This is a genomic window from Enterobacter wuhouensis (assembly GCF_004331265.1).
Taxonomy (GTDB): Bacteria; Pseudomonadota; Gammaproteobacteria; order Enterobacterales; family Enterobacteriaceae; genus Enterobacter; species Enterobacter wuhouensis.
Genome location: NZ_SJOO01000004.1, coordinates 518,060 through 536,500, shown reverse-complemented (window position 1 = coordinate 536,500; position 18,441 = coordinate 518,060). Strand labels below are relative to the sequence as shown.

Here is an 18,441-nt window from a genome sequence, read left to right as displayed (position 1 = left end):
ACGGACAACTACTGTCCAGCTTATTGATACCGAGGAATAACATGCGCGTAAAAGTCTGTGCAGGGATCGTAGGGGCAGCGTTGCTGCTGGCGGGTTGTAGCTCCAGCAATGAACTGTCGGCAGCGGGCCAGGGCGTTCGCTTTGTTGAAGATAAGCCAGGCAGCGAATGCCAGCTGCTAGGCACCGCAACCGGTGAGCAAAGCAACTGGATGTCGGGCCAGCACGGTGAAGAGGGCGGCTCTATGCGCGGCGCGGCGAATGCGCTGCGTAACCAGGCCGCCGCAATGGGTGGCAACGTAATCTACGGCGTGAGCAGCCCAACGCAGGGTATGCTGTCCAGCTTCGTGCCGACCGCCAGCCAGATGAACGGCCAGGTCTACAAGTGCCCGAACTGATTGCCTTTTTCCCTCTCCCTGTGGGAGAGGGTTAGGGTGAGGGGAAACTAGTTCTGCCGCAGCTGCAGATCCAGCGGCGTCTTGCTCGGCTCCCCGCCAATTTCACGCGCCAGCTTCGGCACCATATAGCCTGACACCAGCGTTAACAGTTCGCGCATAATCTGCCGGGCTTCTTCATCCGTCACCATGAAATGCGCTGCGCCCTGAACGCGATCCAGCACGTGCAGGTAGTAAGGCATTACCCCCGCATCAAACAACGCATTGCTCAGATCCGCCAGCACGCGGGCATTATCATTTACGCCGCGCAGCAGCACGCTCTGGTTCAGCAGCGTCACGCCAGCCTTACGCAGACGCGACATCCCCGCGCGAAACGCATCGTCAATTTCGTTTGCGTGGTTGATATGGTTCACCAGCAGCACCTGCAAGCGAGACTGCTCCAGGCGCGACGCCAGCCCCTCGGTGATCCGCGCCGGAATAACGATCGGTAAACGGCTGTGAATGCGCAGACGCTTGATGTGGGGAATGGCTTCAAGCTGGGTCAGCAGCCAGTCCAGCTCGTGGTCTTTCGCCATTAGCGGGTCACCGCCGGAAAAAATAATCTCATCCAGCTCGGAATGGGCGGCGATATAGTCCAGTGCGACCTGCCAGTTGCGCTTATTGCCCTGATTGTCGGCATACGGGAAGTGGCGACGGAAGCAATATCGGCAATTTACCGCGCAGCCGCCTTTTACCAGCAGCAGGGCCCGATTGAGGTATTTATGCAGCAACCCTGGCACAACGCTGTTCTGCTCTTCCAGCGGATCGGTGCTGTAGCCCGGCGCGGTCACAAACTCATCTTGCGAGGTAAGCGTTTGTTTTAATAACGGATCGTCAGGGTTGCCTTTTTCCATCCGCGCGACAAACGCACGGGGAACGCGCAGGGCAAAAAGCCGCTTTGCCTCGCGGCCTGCAAGCAACTCCGGGTGCTGTTCGAGGTCTAACAGACGCAGCAATTCATCAGGACTGGTGATTACATCGGCAAGTTGCGATAACCAATCTTCTCTGGACGGGGTGTTTAGGGTTACAATATGCGCCATTTTGTGGCTTAGCTACCAGTTAACAAATTTAGAGGGCCTTATGGCAACGTACTATAGCAACGATTTTCGTGCTGGTCTTAAAATCATGATGGACGGCGAACCGTATGCGGTTGAAGCCAGCGAATTCGTTAAACCAGGTAAAGGCCAGGCATTCGCACGCGTTAAGCTGCGCCGCCTGCTGACCGGCACCCGTGTAGAAAAAACCTTCAAGTCTACTGACTCCGCTGAAGGCGCAGATGTTGTCGATATGAACCTGACTTACCTGTACAACGACGGTGAGTTCTATCACTTCATGAACAACTCTACTTTCGAACAGCTCTCCGCTGACGAGAAAGCAGTAGGCGACAGCGCGAAATGGCTGCTGGATCAGGCTGAGTGCATCGTAACCCTGTGGAACGGCCAGCCTATCGCTGTGACCCCACCAAACTTCGTAGAGCTGGAAATCGTTGAAACCGATCCAGGCCTGAAGGGTGACACCGCAGGTACTGGCGGTAAGCCAGCCAAGCTGTCTACCGGTGCAGTGGTTAAGGTTCCACTGTTCGTACAGACTGGCGAAGTGATTAAAGTGGATACCCGCTCTGGCGAATACGTATCCCGCGTGAAGTAATTTACGTCGTGATTCAAGGCGCAGCGCCTGCTGCGCCTGTTTTTTGCAGGCAGGGATGATGAAACGTACCGTTAAAATTCTGCTTCTGTTAGCGCTCTCCAGCGCGTTCCTTTCCGGGTGTAACACCGCGCGTGGCGTCGGTGAAGATATCCAGGATCTCGGCCATATCATTTCCCACGCGGCCAGCTAAAACCGTCTAATTTTCCTAAAAATCCTTCCTTTTCCTTCAAACGTCGGGATCTTGTCTATTCTTAAGTAGCTATACACAAAACAACTTTGGCTATAAAAGGAAGATATTATGGTTAAGAAAACAATTGCAGCGATCTTTTCTGTTCTGGTGCTCTCTTCAGTACTGACTGCCTGTAATACCACCCGTGGCGTAGGGGAAGATATCTCCGACGGTGGTAGCGCGATTTCCGGTGCAGCGACAAAAGCTCAGAACTAATGATGCATCGACGGTACGGCGCGTGAACGTTACCGTACCGTCAACTCTCCGCGTCCTGCAGGGATAAAAACGGCGAGAAACGTGTATCCATATGAAGTTTCATGCGGATATTTCGTTTGTAGGTATATACCGTTTTTCCGTTAATACACAGGTAATGGGCAATTTTCTTATTGCTTGCGCCATCCATCCAGAGCGTCAATACTTTCTCCTCCTGACGGGTCAGAAGCGGGGCCGCTACGTCCGGGATCTCTACGCTCGCGCGGGAAGTTAATGCATCGTTGATTGCCGTCGCCAGCGCTTCCAGATCGACATTTTTCTGCATTGAGGACCAGATCGGGAACTGCTCAAGATAGACTGCTAGCTCATTTTCATTACCCGATTGCAGTAAAATAAAGGGCAATCTTTCGCTGGCATTCATCAGGGTAGTGAGCTGCTGTAAGTGGTGAATATCCTGCCGGAACCCGTGCAGGTCAGCGATAACCAGCGTCGGTTGCCATTGCAGAATATGCTCTCTGGCAAGGATGAGATTATTCAGGGCAGTCACGACAAAGTGCCCCGGGAACAAACCGGAATGATTGAGCCACGCTTCAAACCCCGTACGGGTGAAGTGACATCGGTCAATCAAGAGAATTTTGAACATAATGGATTCGCAGTCGGCTAGTGGTTTGGCTTCCTGCCATCAGAAAGCACATCATCATAGAGAAGTCGGATGAGTGATAAATGCCTGAACTACGCGCCATACTGAGGCTATTTCTTGCCTTAACACATTCAGCATAAAGTGATTGAAAAAAAATCCCGCGCTAACCAAAATATGAGGCGCAATCTGCCTTGCGGGACGACCCGCAAGCGCTTCCTTCATCGGGGACGGCCCCAACTTTTATTTAAGTTAAGGAGCCTGACATGTCCTGGATCGTTCTGTTTATTGCCGGTTTGCTCGAAGTCGTATGGGCAATTGGTCTGAAGTACACCCACGGCTTTACCCGCCTGACGCCCAGCGTCATTACCGTTACGGCAATGATTGTGAGTATTGTTATGCTGTCATGGGCGATGCGTACGTTGCCTGTTGGCACGGCGTATGCCGTCTGGACGGGAATTGGTGCGGTAGGCACGGCCATTACCGGCATTCTGCTTTTAGGTGAATCTGCGAGCCTGGCGCGTATCGCCAGCCTCGCGCTGATTGTGGCCGGGATTATTGGGCTGAAGCTCAGCACGCATTAATGCGGCTGTTCCACCCAGATTAATTTCGACACATCAAACCCTTGCCGGGTCGCAACGTCCAGCATCTGCTGTTTCATCTCGGGTGAAATGGTCGGTGTACGGGCGAGTATCCACAGGTAGTCGCGATCCGGCCCGCAAATTAACGCGTGACGATACTCTCTGTCGAGCGCGATGACGTTATACCCACCGTAGAATGGCCCAATGAAGGAGACTTTTAGCGCGGCCCGGTTGGTATCGCCGGTAAAATATGCTTTGCCGACCGACTGTTGCCACATTGCCCGGTCCGGGTTGTAGCCTCGATTAACGATCTGAATTCCGCCGTCATCCATTGCGCTGTAGTTTGCTGTGACTTTTTCTAACCCCCGCTCGAATCGATGATCCATACGGGCGATTTCATACCAGGTTCCAAGAAAGCGTTGAGCATCGAAAGGTGTAACGACGGTGACGCCGGGAGGCGGGGTAGGGGAACTGCAGGCAACCACTAAAAACGCGGCTGTCACTGCGGCGATAACAGGCAGAATGCGCATAGGTGTTTCCTTACTGGTTTTTTGTTAAGTGTAGATGACGGCAAGGAAAATGTGGATTACGTGCGCTGTGTTTCGCCGGGTGGCGCTGCGCTTACCCGGCCTGCATAACGCGAGGGTGTCGTAGCCGGGTAAGGCGAAGCCGCCACCCGGCAATGTTTACTACAGAGCGCTCAAAATACGGTACGCCGCCTCAACCCGCGCCGGGTTCGGATAGCTCTTGTTCGCCAGCATCACGATGCCAATCTGCTTCTCCGGAATAAAGGCCACGTAGCCGCCAAACCCGCCTGTTGAACCCGTTTTGTGCACCCATGATGCGTTGACCGGCGGCGCCGGAGGGGTAATTTCTCTCGCAGGCAGCGGTGCCAGCGCCACCTTATTGTCGCTGCCATCGATAACCGTTTTGGCGTCAACCGGCCAGTTGAGCATCTCCCAGCCCAGCCCCTGATACATTGCACCTACGCGCCAGTAGCGCGTTTGCGCCAGCGCGATGCCTTGCTTAAGCGAGGCGCCAGCAGCTTTCTCAGGCGACATGTTTGCCATCACCCAGCTGGCCATATCCTGCACGTTAGTTTTCACCCCGTAGGCTTCGGCATCCAGCGCGCCTGGCGAAACGTGTACCGCTTTACCGTCACGGTATCCCCACGCGTAGTGCTTTTCTTCCGCCTTCGGCACGTTAATCCAGGTATGCGTCAGCTTCAGCGGCGTAAAGACTCGCTCCGTCATTGCCTGCTCAAACGTCATGCCGGAAGGCTTCACCGCCAGCGCGCCAAACAGGCCGATGCTGGCGTTCGCATACAGTCGCGTAGTGCCCGGCTTCCACTTTGGCTGCCATGTCTGGTAAAAACGCAGCAGCGATGCGTTATCAGTGACGTCATCCGGCACCTGAAGCGGCAGGCCGCCCGCGGTATAGGTCGCCAGATCAAGCAGGCGAATGCCTTGCCACTGCTTCCCCGTAAGTTCGGGCCAGTATTGGGTGGCCGGATCGGCCAGCGAAATCTCGCCGCGGGCAATGGCATCGCCGCCCAACACGCCGGTGAACGTTTTACTGATAGAACCCAGTTCGAACAGGGTCTGCGGCGTGACGGGTTTCCCGGCGGCAACGTCGGCTTTACCGAAGGTGAAATAGTGCGGCTGGCCCTTATAAATCACGGCAACCGCCATGCCTGGAATGGACTGCGCTTTCATCAGGGGAGTAATGCTTTTTTCTACCACGTCAGCCAGCTGTTTTTCTGACATCGGCGCGGCAAAACAGGAGTACGAAGCGCCCAGCAGCAGGGCGCAACAAAGGGATTTATTCATCATCATTTATCTTCCGTAATAGCAGGTAAAGGGAGTCTCCGGGCCCATCAGACGAGCGTAGTCTGTGGGATTTGACTGTCTCTGACAAACGGTTAAATTTAGCAGTAGCTGTTAATTTTTCTAACGGACGGGCCTATGACGCGCAGCTATATACCCCTAAATTCGCTTCGTGCTTTTGAAGCAGCCGCAAGGCATCTCAGCTTTACGCATGCGGCGATTGAGCTGAACGTGACCCATTCCGCTATCAGCCAGCACGTTAAGGCCCTGGAGCAGCACCTGAACTGTCGGCTGTTCGTGCGCGTTTCGCGCGGGCTTATGTTGACCACCGAAGGCGAGAACCTGCTGCCGGTGCTGAATGATTCGTTCGATCGTATTGCCGGTATGCTGGATCGCTTTGCCAGCCATCGGGCCCAGGAGAAGCTGAAGGTCGGCGTCGTGGGGACGTTTGCCACGGGGATTTTATTCTCCCTGCTGGATGATTTTCGCCGCTGCTACCCGCATATCGATCTTCAGCTTTCTACCCATAACAACCGCGTCGATCCGGCTGCCGAAGGGCTGGATTACACCATTCGCTACGGCGGTGGCGCGTGGCATGGCACCGAGGCGCAGTTTCTTTGCCCTGCGCCGCTGGCGCCCCTGTGCACGCCGGAAATAGCCGCGAGGCTACACGCCTCTGCCGATATCCTGAAGTTTACGCTGCTGCGATCCTATCGACGCGACGAGTGGACCGCGTGGATGCAGGCGGCGGGTGAGCATCCGCCGTCGCCAACGCACCGGGTGATGGTATTTGATTCGTCCGTCACCATGCTTGAGGCTGCTCAGGCGGGCGTGGGAATTGCTATCGCCCCTGTCGATATGTTTACGCATCTGTTGAACAGCGAGCGCATCGTGCAGCCGTTTGCTACGCAGATTGACCTCGGCAGCTACTGGCTGACAAGGCTACAGTCACGGGCAGAAACGCCGGCAATGCGCGAGTTTGCGCAGTGGTTGGTGGGGAAAATGCAGAAATAAAAGGCCCGCCGGGTGGCGGGCCAGATGCGTCAGATAGTGACCACCGCAATCAGCGTCACGACGGTCAGGATGGTTGCCAGACCGTAAAACACCCACTTACCGTTCGGAACGTGGATTTTTAGATCGTGCATCGCATGGTGAATACGGTGCAGGCCCAGCCACAGCGGCAGGACGATCATCAGGAAGATGAACACGCGGCCGATAAAGCTGCTCGCGAACGCCAGCACGCGCTCGTAGCCCAGCGCATCGCCCGGGAACAGCCCCAGCGGCAGCATAATCCCCACCAGCAGAATAATCACTGGTGCGATGATGGCGCTCCACATGCCGCCTGCGCCGAACAGGCCCCAGAAAACCGGCTCGTCAGAGCGTTTTGGATTTGGATTGATCACAGTAGTCTCCTTACCAGAACAGTGCGACAAACAGAATGACCACAGTGACCACTGCCGTCACCGCCCAAAGCCCTTTAATGACTGGCTCTGGCCCCATTTTCTCGCCTTTAACGATGATGTTCGCCGCTTTTGGCGCCAGCTCAAACCAGGTTTTGGTATGAAGCAGCGCGGCCGCGAGCACGATCAGGTTCAGCACAACGATGATCGGATTTTGCAGGAAACCGACAAAGCTGGCCCAGGTTTCCGGACCGTGTTTGAGGGCGAAAACCCCATACATCAGCTCAAGGCTGAACCATACAGCCGGAACCGCCGTGCCTTCACGCAGCATATAGAAGCGATAAAACGGCAGCTTCTTCCACCAGGTGGACGGCATTGGCCGCACATAGGCCTTGCGTTTAGTCGTCATCATGCACTCCTTAGCGTGGTTTCAGGGTCGCGATAAGAAAGTCTTTCGAGCTTTCCACTTTACCCTGCTGAATGGCGGCAGCCGGGTCGACGTGCTTCGGACAGACTTCGGAGCAATAGCCCACGAAAGTACAGCTCCAGACGCCGTTCTGGCTGTTAAGCTGCGCCATGCGTTCTTTTTTACCGTGGTCTCGGCTGTCTTCGTTATAGCGGTGCGCCAGGGTAATGGCGGCCGGGCCGATGAACTCCTTGTTCAGGCCAAACTGCGGACACGCGGCGTAGCACAGGCCGCAGTTGATGCAGCCGGAAAACTGATGATACTTCGCCATCTGCGCAGGCGTCTGGGTGTTTGGACCCTGGTCCGGCGTACGCGAGTTGCCAATGATGTACGGCTTAATGGCTTCGAGACTTTCGATAAAGTGGGTCATGTCGACCACCAGATCGCGCTCAATCGGGAAGTTCCCCAACGCTTCAACCTTGATGCCTTTCGTGTACTCACGCAGGAAGGTTTTACACGCCAGCTTGGGCACCTTGTTGACCATCATGCCGCAGGAGCCGCAGATCGCCATGCGGCAGGACCAGCGGTAGCTCAGGTCTGGCGCCAGGTTATCTTTAATGTAGCCGAGCGCATCCAGCAGGGAGGTTTGCTCGTCATAAGGCACTTCATAGAAAGCGCTGTGCGGTGCGGCGTCCACTTCCGGGTTGTAGCGCACCACTTCGACTTTCATCTTTTGCATCTCAGCCATTCGCCTTCTCCTTCTTCTCGGCGGCTTCTGCTTCTGCACCGTACACGCGTTTCGCCGGTGGCAGCGTGGTGATTTTCACGTCGCTGTAGTCCAGACGGGTTGTGCCATCCGCATCGCGCCAGGCGAGGGTGTGTTTCAGGAAATTGACGTCGTCACGTTCGGTACAGCCTTCGTCCAGACGCTGGTGGGCTCCACGCGACTCTTTACGCGCCAGCGCAGAGTGCGTCATACATTCCGCGACGTTCAGGCCGTGGCCCAGCTCGATGGTGTAGAGCAGGTCGGTGTTGAATACGCTGGAGGTATCGGTGATACGCACGCGCTTGAAGCGCTCCTGCAGCTCCGCCAGCTTGTCGACGGTTTTCTGCATCAGCTCCGGCGTACGGTAGATACCGCAGCCTTCCTCCATCGACAGACCCATCTCGTCGCGGATCTTCGACCAGTTTTCGTTGCCTTCCTGATTCACCAGGTCCTTCAGGCGTTTTTCAACGTCTGCGACCTGCGCATCCAGCGCGGCACCGTTGGCTTCGCCCGCCGTTGCGGCACGCTCCATCGCGCGTTCGCCCGCCATACGGCCAAAGACGACCAGCTCAGCCAGCGAGTTAGAGCCCAGACGGTTCGCGCCGTGCAGGCCTACGGAAGAACATTCACCCACGGCGAACAGACCTTTGATGCGGGTTTCACACTGCTGGTCGGTTTCGATACCGCCCATGGTGTAGTGCGCGGTTGGACGTACCGGAATCGGCTCTTTCACCGGATCGACGCCCACGTAGGCTTTCGCCAGCTCGCAGATGAACGGCAGACGCTCCAGCAGTTTTTTCTCGCCGAGGTGGCGCAGGTCGAGGTGAACCACATCCCCGCGGGGCGTGGAGATGGTGTTGCCCTTGCGCCACTCGTGCCAGAAGGCCTGGGACACTTTGTCGCGCGGGCCGAGCTCCATGTATTTGTTCTTCGGCTCGCCGAGCGGGGTTTCCGGGCCCATGCCGTAATCCTGCAGATAGCGGTAGCCGTTTTTGTTAACCAGAATACCGCCTTCACCGCGGCAGCCTTCCGTCATCAGAATGCCGGAGCCCGGCAGGCCGGTTGGGTGATACTGCACGAACTCCATATCGCGCAGCGGCACGCCGTGGCTCAGCGCCATGCCCATGCCGTCACCGGTAACGATGCCGCCGTTGGTGTTGTAGCGGTACACGCGGCCCGCGCCGCCGGTTGCCATCACCACGGCTTTCGCGCGGATCTGGACAAGCGTGCCTTCCATCATGTTCATCGCCACCAGGCCGCGCGCCTCACCGTCGTCGACCAGAATGTCGAGCACGAAGTGCTCGTCAAAGCGTTGAATTTGTGGGAACTGAAGGGAGGTCTGGAACAGCGTGTGCAGCATGTGGAAGCCAGTCTTATCGGCGGCGAACCAGGTGCGTTCAATCTTCATTCCGCCGAAGCGGCGAACGTTGACGCTGCCGTCCGGACGGCGGCTCCACGGACATCCCCACTGTTCAAGCTGGGTCATTTCCGTTGGGCAATGATGCACGAAGTAGTCAACGACATCCTGTTCGCAAAGCCAGTCGCCCCCTGCAACCGTGTCGTGAAAATGGTATTCGAAGCTGTCATGATCCTGCGCAACGGCGGCGGACCCTCCTTCTGCAGCAACCGTGTGGCTGCGCATCGGATAGACTTTTGAAATCAGTGCGATTTTAGCGTTCGGATTAGCCTGTGCTGCAGCAATCGCAGCACGTAATCCAGCTCCGCCAGCGCCTATAACGGCAAGATCGGCTTGAAAAGTTTGCACGACATTCCTCCAGATTTTTGTTTTTCCGCAACGCGTAGAACTAAAGGTAGTTCAGCTGCCCGAACGGACGATTGCGAAAGCGTTTCCACTGCTCCTTTATGGGTAAAAGAGTATAACCGTATGGATGTCGGGGAAATTTGACGTGTTCGATTTTTTTGCTGTTCTGTGCGCTGATTTATCATCGTGATTGATGAATTCCGTCACGTTATTTTTCGTCATGATGAATATGGGGCTTTTACTGCGCAAAATTTGTCTCCGCCACTGCTAACGAGTAGACTTCGTGCCCTTGTCTGAAATCGGAGAAAAACTCATGAGCGAAACGGCCACCTGGCAGCCGAGCGCATCCATCCCTAACCTGCTAAAACGCGCGGCAATCATGGCGGAAATTCGCCGCTTTTTTGCCGATCGCGGCGTCCTGGAGGTGGAAACCCCGTGCATGAGTCAGGCAACGGTAACGGATATTCATCTGGTCCCGTTTGAAACCCGTTTTGTTGGCCCTGGCCATTCTCAGGGTATGAATTTGTATCTGATGACCAGCCCGGAATACCACATGAAGCGCCTGCTGGCGGCGGGCTGTGGCCCGGTGTACCAGTTGTGCCGCAGCTTCCGTAATGAAGAGATGGGCCGTCACCACAACCCGGAATTCACCATGCTGGAGTGGTATCGTCCGCATTACGATATGTACCGCCTGATGAACGAGGTGGACGATCTGCTGCAGCAGGTGCTGGACTGCTCAGAAGCGGAAACACTCTCTTATCAGCAGGCTTTCCAGCGTCATCTGGAAATCGACCCGCTGTCGGCGGACAAAGCCCAGCTGCGTGACGTGGCGGCAAAGCTCGATCTGAGCAACGTGGCGGATACCGAAGAGGACCGCGATACGCTGCTGCAGCTGCTGTTTACCTTTGGCGTGGAACCGCAGATTGGCAAGGATCGTCCGACGTTTGTCTATCACTTCCCGGCAAGCCAGGCGTCACTGGCGCAGATCAGTACCGAAGATCATCGTGTCGCAGAGCGTTTTGAGGTCTATTACAAAGGCATCGAGCTGGCGAACGGCTTCCACGAGCTGACCGACGCGCGCGAACAGCAGCAGCGTTTTGAGCAGGATAACCGCAAGCGTAATGCCCGCGGCCTGCCCCAGCAGCCGATCGATACCAACCTGCTGGAAGCCTTAAAAGCCGGCCTGCCGGACTGCTCCGGCGTGGCGCTGGGCGTAGATCGTCTGGTGATGCTGGCGCTGAATGCCGAGCAGCTTGGCGACGTGATAGCCTTTACGGTCGATCGCGCCTAAAAAAAGGCCGGGTGGCGCTGCGCTTACCCGGCCTGCCATTCCTGTCAATTAACCTTTCCATTTCCGCACGGCAACATTAAAAACTGCCAATTTCTCTATACACAGGCCTTTTTCTTAGTTTGCCTCGCATAGCCACAATTTCTGTCTGGTCATCTGCTACCATCCGCGCAGCTTAATTCTCCTTCGGATGGTTATATGTCTCACTCACTCAAAAAGATGACCCTTACCGGGCTCATCCTGATGATCTTCACATCAGTTTTTGGCTTCGCCAATAGCCCGTCTGCCTTCTATTTGATGGGCTACAGCGCGACGCCGTTTTATATCGTCTCTGCGCTGTTCTTCTTTATCCCGTTCGCGCTGATGATGGCGGAAATGGGGTCGGCCTATCGGAAAGAAGAGGGCGGCATCTACTCGTGGATGAATAACAGCATTGGCCCGCGCTATGCGTTTATTGGCACCTTTATGTGGTTCTCCTCCTACGTCGTCTGGATGGTGAGCACGGCTGCAAAAGTCTGGGTTCCGTTCTCGACCTTGCCGATAAAACTCAGGTCTGGTCGCTGGCTGGCCTCAGCTCCACGCAGGTCGTGGGCATTCTGGCAGTGTGCTGGATGGTTGTGGTAACGCTGGTGGCGTCTAAGGGCATCAACAAAATTGCCCGGATCACCGCCGTGGGCGGCATCTCTGTGATGTGCCTGAACCTGGTTCTTCTGCTGGTGAGCATCGCCATTCTGTGCCTGAACGGCGGGCATTTTGCGCAGGAGGTGAATTTCGTTTCATCCCCTAATCCGAGCTATCAGTCTGGCCTTGCCATGCTCTCCTTTGTGGTGTTTGCCATCTTTGCCTATGGCGGTATCGAAGCCGTGGGCGGCCTGGTCGATAAGACGGAAAACCCGGAAAAGAATTTTGCCAAAGGGATCATTTTTGCGGCCATTGTTATCTCAATCGGCTATTCACTGGCGATTTTCCTGTGGGGAGTCAGCACCAACTGGCAGCAGGTATTGAGCAATAACACCACCAACCTTGGCAACATTACCTACGTGCTGATGAAAAGCCTGGGAATGACGCTGGGGCAGGCGATGAACCTGACGCCGGATGCAGCGGCGGTGATGGGCGTTTGGTTTGCGCGTATCACCGGACTGTCGATGTTCCTTGCCTATACCGGCGCGTTCTTTACGCTCATCTACTCCCCGCTGAAAGCCATCATTCAGGGCACGCCTAGAGCGCTGTGGCCAGCGCGCATGACGCAGCTGAATACCGCCGGGATGCCCGCTAACGCCATGTGGATGCAGTGTTTGCTGGTCTGCGTATTTATCCTGCTGGTGTCGTTTGGCGGGGATACGGCGTCTGCGTTTTACAACAAGCTGACCCTGATGGCGAACGTGTCAATGACGCTGCCTTACCTTTTCCTGACGCTGGCATTCCCCTTCTTCAAGGCGAAGCAGGATCTGGAGCGTCCGTTTGTGATTTTCAAAACCCGCGTGACAACGCTGCTGGCGACGACGGTGGTGGTGCTGGTGGTCGCATTCGCGAATATCTTTACCGTTATTCAGCCGGTCATTGAGGCAAATGACTGGAACAGCGCGCTGTGGATGGTCGGTGGCCCGATCTTCTTCTCGCTGCTGGCGATGGGGATTTATGAGAATTACCGTCGGCGCTCGACGGCCTTCGCGGTGAACGTCGCGTAGTGCATAAAAAAGCCCTCCCGAATGGGAGGGCTCTGAGCTACAAACTTCCTGCCGAACGTTTACGTCCTGAGGACGAGATCGTCCTTCCCATTTTATTCCCCCCCAGACTTTCCAGACGCATCTGGAACGGTGGGAACGGCATATCAATTCCGTGCTCGCGGAAGCCAGCCAGAATCAGCTGGTGGATCTCATGGCGCAACGGCATACGGTGTCCCATCTCGGCGGCATAGATACGCAGCTCGAAAATCTGAATCCCCTGCTGCAGGTCGACCAGGAACACTTCCGGCGCCGGGTTGTCGATCACCAGCGAGCAGCGCTCTGCCGCGGTATACAGTATCTGCGTCACCTCTTCGCTGTTTGCATCCGACGGCGCCGGTACGGTAAGCACCACGCGCGTGACGGAGTCGGACAGCGACCAGTTGATAAACTGCTCGGTGATGAACGCTTTGTTCGGCACGATGATCTCTTTACGGTCCCAGTCGCTGATGGTGGTGGCGCGGGTGTTGATTTTGGTGACGCTACCGGTCAGATCGCGAATGGTCACCGTGTCGCCAATGCGTATGGGTTTTTCAAACAGGATGATCAGGCCGGAAACGAAGTTGGCGAAGATCTCCTGCAGACCAAAGCCCAGGCCGACGGTCAGGGCCGCGACCAGCCACTGCAGTTTTGACCACTCGATACCAATCATCGAGAAGCCTACCAGCCCCCCAAACAGCATGATCAGATACTTGGTGATGGTGGTAATGGCGTAGCCCGTGCCGGGGGTTAAATCCAGATGCTGCAGGAGCGCCAGCTCAAGCAGCGCCGGGAAGTTTCGCACCAGCTGGGTGGTGATAATCAGTACCAGAATAGCGATCAGCACCGCACCCAGCGTAATAGGCTCCAGGCTTTCAACACCCTGCACCGTCGACGTTACGTCCCACAGCGAAATGTTCTCAAGGAAGCCAAACGCGGAGTGGATCTCCGACCACAGGAAGATCACCGACAGCAGGGCAACCAGCATCAGGATGGAGCGCACCAGCCGCAATGACTGGGTGCTGATAGCATCCAGATCGATTTCGACCTCATCGGCATCCGTTGCCCCTTCCGTACTGTTGACGTGGTTTGGCTCTTCTTCGCCCCGCGCACGCTGGGCGAGAATTTCCGCCCGGCGGTGTTTGGCGCGATCGAACGCCAGGCGGCGACGCTGGATAAGCATTCCACGGCGGATAACATGGTAGATCACCAGCAGCAGGAACCAGATGGCGACGGAGGTCTCCAGGCGCGCCAGCAGCGCCTGCGCCGTCGCCAGATAGCCCACGGCTGCCGCCAGAATCGCGACCAACGGTGCGGAAAGCATCAGGTTCCACAGCAGGCGGTTAAACATGTTATCGCCGCTGCCGGTTTTATCCAGATAGAGCGGTATTCCGGCGCGCTTAAGGCTGAGTTTCACCATCGCCAGCGCGCCGCATATCAACATAAAGCACAGACGCCCCAGCGAGCCGGAGAATTCACGGTCGTTGAGGTTATCAAACATAATCAGCGCCATTATGAGCGGCACAATCAGGCCGATACTCATCAGGTAGTAACGCATACCGCGCGCGACGCGGCTGCGCGGCCAGCCAAAGTGGGCAACGAACAGGCCGTTAGGACGCGCAAAGGTGGCGCAAATCATCACTACCCACAGCAGCGGTACGGTGGCGGTGACGCCATCGCCAATGGCCACGGCAAGCGGGAAGGGCCAGGCTTCGCGCAGGCCGTATCCCAGCGTCATCCACAGCACCGGCAGCGGTGAGGCCACCAGAATCGACCAGAATACGGTGCGTAGCGTCAGCCAGAAATGGTCCTGCGTCACTTTGCCCACGCGCGCGCTGGAGCGTTCCAGAAAGCGCGTGAAGTGTCTGCGGGAGTAAATGCTGAACCCGACAAGGATCAGCGCCCCCAGCAGCGGGAAGATGGTCTCCTTGCTGGTGATCATCATCACGCTGGCCTGACCCAGCTGGCTGAAGGTGTCGAGTGAAATCAGCCGGCGCAGGTCCTGCACAATCTCTATCGGCCACGAGAAGGTCATTGGACGCACGTCGGACGTCCAGAAGAGGTAACGGTGCGTTGCCTCGTTGACCTCTTTCAGCGCATCCTCCAGCTGGCTGTTCGACACTTTCAGCTTCGTCAGCTCCAGTATCAGCGTATCGCCGCCCTGCAGGAGGGAATTCAGCAGTTCACGCTGGGTACGCAGCTGGGCTTCAAGAATACGGTTTTGCTCAGCGGTGAGCGGCTGACCGTCCGCCTGACGGATCTGGCGGATTTGCGGCTGCTTGTTGAGAAGATCTTCAAAATGCAGGCGCTGAACGCGCAGCTGTGCCATTTCGGTATCGAGCTGCTGCGGCTTCGGCATCTCCGGCAGGCGGGCAACCTGAGCGCGCAACGCTTCGCCGAGAAGGTTGGACGATCCCAGCCACTGTGACTGTTCGCGCAGGGTGTTTAACGCCTGACGCACCTGCAACGTTTGATTGGTCGCCTGACGCTGCTGGGAGGCCACCAGATCCATGCGCTGCGCCTGCTGGTTCAGCGCGGCAGAAAGTTCGCGGTTAACCCGGAATTGCTCGTTAATCCCGGCAGGCAGGTTTTCGCTGTTTTCTGCGAGCAGTTCTGTACTCTCCAGCGCACGTTCGGCTTCACGCTGGCGCTGGCTGTTCAGCTGATTACGCAGGGCCTGAAGATACGCATCAAGCTGCTCGCTCTGCTTTTGCGCCAGCTCGGCGCGCATGCGCGACAGCTCCTGACGGTTATTGGCCGAAAGCTGTGCCAGCTCAAGTTCATCGACCAGCGCTTTAAGCCGGGCAGATTCAGCCTGAATTCCAAGATTTTGCGCCTGGCTCTGTGCCGAATTGCCGGACTGCGTGCCAACGCGACGTTCCACCTCGTTTAGCTGGCGGCGGGCGTCGGTTTGCTGCTGAGGAAGCTGGCTAAGCGAGTCGGCGATTTCACGCGCGCGCTCCTGTTCCTGCTGCGCCAGGCGGCTCTTTTCCAGAAGCTGGCTGCTGACCTGCAGGATCTCCTGGTTTAGCGCATCGGAGGTTAAGCCTGCAGGAACATCGCGCGGTTCGTCGCGCAGGTTATTCAGCTGCGAGCGTAGCGTTTGGGAGAGTTTTGGGAAGTTGTCGATAACCTGCTGATATTGCTGAGCGCGCTCGAGCGAGCCTTTTCGCTCCTCAAGCGCGTTCAGGGCAGACTGGAGCGACTCGACGGTCTCCGGCTGTGCGGGTTTCGCCGCCTTGGCCTGCTCCAGCTCCTGGGTTATCTGTTTGGCGTCGGGGGCTGTCGCTGCGTACGCCCCCATGCTGAGGCACCAGGCCATCAGTAGTACGATAATCGGGCGCACGTCAGCGATCCTTCTGTTGTTAGCCTTCGTCTTTTTTGTCGTCAACCAGCGGGCTGGCGTCGTGCTCGGCTTTGATCTCTTCTTCCGGCAACGGCGCAGGCTCTGCGTCCGGCGTCACGAAGGTTTCGGTAGACATCGCCAGCGGCTGGCCCAGTTTGGTGACCGACAGGCTTTCCAGCTGTTCAACCAGGTTAACTTTACCCGGTGCAAACAGGTTAATTACGGTAGAGCCCAGCTTGAAGCGACCCATCTCCTGGCCTTTCAGCAGGGCAACGGAGCCTTCTGCCTCACCGGCAGGCCAGGTCCAGCGCTTGATCACGCCTTCACGCGGAGGGGTGATGGTGCCCGCCCAGACGGTTTCGATGCTGCCTACAATGGTAGCACCCACCAGAATCTGCGCCATTGGGCCAAATTCAGTATCAAACAGGCAGATGACGCGCTCGTTACGGGCAAACAGGTTCGGGACGTTCTGCGCGGTTAGGTGGTTTACCGAGAACAGGTCGCCCGGGACGTAAATCATCTCGCGCAGGATACCGTTACACGGCATGTGCACGCGGTGGTAGTCGCGCGGAGACAGGTAGGTGGTGGCAAACGTACCGTTGCGGAACAGATCTGCCATCAGGTAGTTGCCGGCCAGCAGCGCTTCCAGGCTGTAGTTGTGGCCTTTCGCCTGCAGAATTTTGTCGTCTTCGATTTTACCGAGCTGGCTGATAACGCCATCAGCAGGCATGACCAGCACGTTCGGATCGGTGTTCAGCGGGCGTACTTCGTCACGCAGCGGGCGGACGAAGAATTCGTTGAAGGTGCGATAGCTGGCAGTGTCCGGCTTCTGCGCTTCCTTCATGTCGACCTTGTAGTATTTCACGAACAGGTCGATGACCAGTTTGGTCAGCCAGCCCGCTCGTTTGCTCGCGCCCCAGCCCGCCAGGCGAGTGAGCCACAGTTTTGGCAGAATGTATTGAAGCGAAAGTTTAAATGAGTTTAACAAGGTAGCCTCCAGGCCATTGTTTTGTCGTTCCTGATCCGGCTTAAGACAGCCGGAACCTGAAAAAAGGGGACGATTTTAGCGATGCTTAGCTTAGTTGTCAGTTATCCGAATCAGAAAAGTTTTTACGCGTTTTTACGTCTTCCATGCTTTCCAGAATGCGGTGATAGTTTTCGAAGCGGGTCTCTGCAATTTCGCCATTCTCAACCGCTTCGCGGATGGCGCAGCCCGGGTCGTTATCGTGTTTACAGTCGCGATATTTGCAAGCGCCTAAATAATCATGGAATTCGACAAATCCGTTGAAGATTTGTTCCGGCTCAAGATGCCACAGGCCAAATTCACGCACGCCCGGAGAGTCGATCACGTCGCCACCGTGCGGGAAATGATACAGACGTGAGGCGGTAGTGGTGTGCTGACCCAGTCCCGACACGTTGGAGACATCGTTGGTCAGGATCTCTTGCTGGAGGCCGAGAAGGTTGTTCAGCAGGCTCGATTTGCCCACGCCGGATTGCCCCGCAAAGATGCTGATGCGGTCGGTCAGCGCCTCTTCTAACGGCTTCAGGCCATCTTTGGTGTGGCTGGAGACCATCAGCACGCGATAACCAATCTTGCGGTAGATATCCATCTGCTCGTTAACGAAGGCCATGCCGTCGTCGTCCAGCAGATCGATCTTGTTCAATACGATGATCGGTTCAACCTGCAGCGTTTCGCAGGCAACCAGATAACGGTCGATAATATTGAGCGAAAGCTCAGGCAAAATCGCCGAAACGATAACGATTTGGTTAATGTTGGCGGCAATGGGTTTCACGCCGTCGTAAAAATCCGGGCGGGTGAGCACTGACGTACGTTCATGTACGGCTTCAACGATGCCTTTAACCGTGACCCCTTCAGCGGCCTCTTTACCCGGACGCCAGACCACGCGGTCGCCGGTCACCAGTGAACGGATAGTGCGACGGATATTGCAACGGTGAATATCTCCGTCGGCGGATTCGACATCGGCATGCATACCAAAACGGCTAATGACGACGCCTTCAGTCGCTTCACCAAACAGGTTGTCGTCATAATCCGGCTTCTCCGAAGTGGTTTTAAGACGGCGCTGGTGGTTGGCGTTTACGCGGCGCTGCTGCCCTTTGGAGAGTTTATTTTTACTCAATCGCGCTGGCTCCTGGTCGCCCATAGTGGGCAAAACCTCTATGATACACTCTAATTAATACTAGTTAA

General features: G+C 56.4%; 18 protein-coding genes and 1 pseudogene. 8 read left to right on the top strand and 11 right to left on the bottom strand.

The annotated features are described in order from the left end of the window. Positions 1-41: 41 nt before the first annotated feature. Complete coding sequence (locus E0L20_RS12565; RefSeq protein WP_010427771.1) at positions 42-395, top strand: DUF4156 domain-containing protein; 354 nt, start codon at positions 42-44, stop codon at positions 393-395. Positions 396-442: 47 nt separating this feature from the next. On the opposite strand, the gene epmB is transcribed toward E0L20_RS12565, so the two are convergent. Continuing rightward, positions 443-1,471 carry an EF-P beta-lysylation protein EpmB gene (epmB, locus tag E0L20_RS12560; RefSeq protein ID WP_131634217.1) on the bottom strand — a complete coding sequence of 343 codons (1,029 nt, stop codon included), beginning with the start codon at positions 1,469-1,471 and terminating at the stop codon, positions 443-445. 40 nt (positions 1,472-1,511) lie between these two features. On the opposite strand from epmB, the gene efp reads away from it, so the two are divergent. The 3 genes from efp (at position 1,512) to ecnB (ending at position 2,523) form a co-directional block, all read left to right on the top strand. Then, positions 1,512-2,078 (top strand): elongation factor P, encoded by a 567-nt coding sequence (efp, locus tag E0L20_RS12555; protein WP_010427766.1) that lies wholly within the window; start codon positions 1,512-1,514, stop codon positions 2,076-2,078. 58 nt (positions 2,079-2,136) lie between these two features. Further along, on the top strand, positions 2,137-2,268 hold the full coding sequence (locus tag E0L20_RS12550; RefSeq protein WP_131634216.1) for an entericidin A/B family lipoprotein: 132 nt from the start codon (positions 2,137-2,139) through the stop codon (positions 2,266-2,268). A gap of 108 nt (positions 2,269-2,376) precedes the next feature. Next, positions 2,377-2,523, top strand: a complete 147-nt coding sequence (gene ecnB, locus E0L20_RS12545; RefSeq protein ID WP_006178941.1) for a lipoprotein toxin entericidin B — start codon at positions 2,377-2,379, stop codon at positions 2,521-2,523. Positions 2,524-2,563: 40 nt separating this feature from the next. On the opposite strand, the gene E0L20_RS12540 is transcribed toward ecnB, so the two are convergent. Then, positions 2,564-3,163: a helix-turn-helix transcriptional regulator gene (locus E0L20_RS12540; RefSeq protein WP_131634215.1), complete on the bottom strand. Its 600-nt coding sequence runs from the start codon at positions 3,161-3,163 to the stop codon at positions 2,564-2,566. A gap of 260 nt (positions 3,164-3,423) precedes the next feature. Here E0L20_RS12540 and sugE point away from each other — a divergent pair, with 260 nt between their 5' ends. Beyond that, complete coding sequence (sugE, locus tag E0L20_RS12535; protein WP_131634214.1) at positions 3,424-3,741, top strand: quaternary ammonium compound efflux SMR transporter SugE; 318 nt, start codon at positions 3,424-3,426, stop codon at positions 3,739-3,741. Here sugE and E0L20_RS12530 read toward each other — a convergent pair. Both E0L20_RS12530 and blaACT read right to left on the bottom strand, forming a co-directional pair. Beyond that, a complete protein-coding gene (locus tag E0L20_RS12530) occupies positions 3,738-4,268 on the bottom strand; it encodes a lipocalin family protein (protein WP_131634213.1) in 531 nt (176 codons plus the stop codon). The genes sugE and E0L20_RS12530 overlap by 4 nt on opposite strands. A gap of 159 nt (positions 4,269-4,427) precedes the next feature. Next, complete coding sequence (gene blaACT, locus E0L20_RS12525) at positions 4,428-5,570, bottom strand: ACT family cephalosporin-hydrolyzing class C beta-lactamase (protein WP_131634239.1); 1,143 nt, start codon at positions 5,568-5,570, stop codon at positions 4,428-4,430. A gap of 132 nt (positions 5,571-5,702) precedes the next feature. On the opposite strand from blaACT, the gene ampR reads away from it, so the two are divergent. Next, complete coding sequence (gene ampR / locus E0L20_RS12520; RefSeq protein WP_131634212.1) at positions 5,703-6,578, top strand: LysR family transcriptional regulator AmpR; 876 nt, start codon at positions 5,703-5,705, stop codon at positions 6,576-6,578. 29 nt (positions 6,579-6,607) lie between these two features. Here ampR and frdD read toward each other — a convergent pair whose 3' ends face one another. Genes frdD through frdA form a run of 4 tightly spaced genes read right to left on the bottom strand, consistent with a single transcriptional unit; the run spans position 6,608 to position 9,901 of the window. Beyond that, positions 6,608-6,967 (bottom strand): fumarate reductase subunit FrdD, encoded by a 360-nt coding sequence (gene frdD / locus E0L20_RS12515; RefSeq protein WP_131634211.1) that lies wholly within the window; start codon positions 6,965-6,967, stop codon positions 6,608-6,610. Positions 6,968-6,977: 10 nt separating this feature from the next. Further along, on the bottom strand, positions 6,978-7,373 hold the full coding sequence (gene frdC, locus E0L20_RS12510) for a fumarate reductase subunit FrdC (RefSeq protein WP_131634238.1): 396 nt from the start codon (positions 7,371-7,373) through the stop codon (positions 6,978-6,980). Positions 7,374-7,383: 10 nt separating this feature from the next. Beyond that, the gene (locus E0L20_RS12505) at positions 7,384-8,118 is read right to left on the bottom strand and encodes a succinate dehydrogenase/fumarate reductase iron-sulfur subunit (protein ID WP_131634210.1); all 735 of its coding nucleotides are present in this window, start codon (positions 8,116-8,118) and stop codon (positions 7,384-7,386) included. Beyond that, on the bottom strand, positions 8,111-9,901 hold the full coding sequence (gene frdA / locus E0L20_RS12500; RefSeq protein ID WP_131634209.1) for a fumarate reductase (quinol) flavoprotein subunit: 1,791 nt from the start codon (positions 9,899-9,901) through the stop codon (positions 8,111-8,113). Before frdA ends, E0L20_RS12505 begins: the two co-directional genes overlap by 8 nt. A 310-nt stretch (positions 9,902-10,211) precedes the next feature. Here frdA and epmA point away from each other — a divergent pair, with 310 nt between their 5' ends. Both epmA and yjeM read left to right on the top strand, forming a co-directional pair. Beyond that, on the top strand, positions 10,212-11,189 hold the full coding sequence (epmA, locus tag E0L20_RS12495) for an elongation factor P--(R)-beta-lysine ligase (protein WP_131634208.1): 978 nt from the start codon (positions 10,212-10,214) through the stop codon (positions 11,187-11,189). Positions 11,190-11,384: 195 nt separating this feature from the next. Then, positions 11,385-12,874: pseudogene (gene yjeM, locus E0L20_RS12490) on the top strand (glutamate/gamma-aminobutyrate family transporter YjeM). Positions 12,875-12,911: 37 nt separating this feature from the next. On the opposite strand, the gene mscM reads toward yjeM, so the two are convergent. The 3 genes from mscM to rsgA all read right to left on the bottom strand — a co-directional run bounded on the left by mscM (position 12,912) and on the right by rsgA (position 18,373). Continuing rightward, on the bottom strand, positions 12,912-16,235 hold the full coding sequence (gene mscM / locus E0L20_RS12485) for a miniconductance mechanosensitive channel MscM (RefSeq protein ID WP_131634207.1): 3,324 nt from the start codon (positions 16,233-16,235) through the stop codon (positions 12,912-12,914). Between the two features lie 19 nt (positions 16,236-16,254). Next, the gene (asd, locus tag E0L20_RS12480; protein ID WP_131634206.1) at positions 16,255-17,223 is read right to left on the bottom strand and encodes an archaetidylserine decarboxylase; all 969 of its coding nucleotides are present in this window, start codon (positions 17,221-17,223) and stop codon (positions 16,255-16,257) included. 97 nt (positions 17,224-17,320) lie between these two features. After that, positions 17,321-18,373, bottom strand: a complete 1,053-nt coding sequence (gene rsgA, locus E0L20_RS12475) for a small ribosomal subunit biogenesis GTPase RsgA (protein ID WP_010427739.1) — start codon at positions 18,371-18,373, stop codon at positions 17,321-17,323. Between the last annotated feature and the right edge of the window lie 68 nt (positions 18,374-18,441).

Coding starts and splice junctions, on each gene's coding strand:
- epmB (WP_131634217.1), bottom strand. CDS start 1,471: ATGGCGCATATTGTAACCCTAAACACCCCGTCCAGAGAAGATTGGTTA.
- E0L20_RS12565 (WP_010427771.1), top strand. CDS start 42: ATGCGCGTAAAAGTCTGTGCAGGGATCGTAGGGGCAGCGTTGCTGCTG.
- ecnB (WP_006178941.1), top strand. CDS start 2,377: ATGGTTAAGAAAACAATTGCAGCGATCTTTTCTGTTCTGGTGCTCTCT.
- sugE (WP_131634214.1), top strand. CDS start 3,424: ATGTCCTGGATCGTTCTGTTTATTGCCGGTTTGCTCGAAGTCGTATGG.
- blaACT (WP_131634239.1), bottom strand. CDS start 5,570: ATGATGAATAAATCCCTTTGTTGCGCCCTGCTGCTGGGCGCTTCGTAC.
- E0L20_RS12505 (WP_131634210.1), bottom strand. CDS start 8,118: ATGGCTGAGATGCAAAAGATGAAAGTCGAAGTGGTGCGCTACAACCCG.
- ampR (WP_131634212.1), top strand. CDS start 5,703: ATGACGCGCAGCTATATACCCCTAAATTCGCTTCGTGCTTTTGAAGCA.
- E0L20_RS12550 (WP_131634216.1), top strand. CDS start 2,137: ATGAAACGTACCGTTAAAATTCTGCTTCTGTTAGCGCTCTCCAGCGCG.
- efp (WP_010427766.1), top strand. CDS start 1,512: ATGGCAACGTACTATAGCAACGATTTTCGTGCTGGTCTTAAAATCATG.
- E0L20_RS12540 (WP_131634215.1), bottom strand. CDS start 3,163: ATGTTCAAAATTCTCTTGATTGACCGATGTCACTTCACCCGTACGGGG.
- epmA (WP_131634208.1), top strand. CDS start 10,212: ATGAGCGAAACGGCCACCTGGCAGCCGAGCGCATCCATCCCTAACCTG.
- E0L20_RS12530 (WP_131634213.1), bottom strand. CDS start 4,268: ATGCGCATTCTGCCTGTTATCGCCGCAGTGACAGCCGCGTTTTTAGTG.
- frdC (WP_131634238.1), bottom strand. CDS start 7,373: ATGACGACTAAACGCAAGGCCTATGTGCGGCCAATGCCGTCCACCTGG.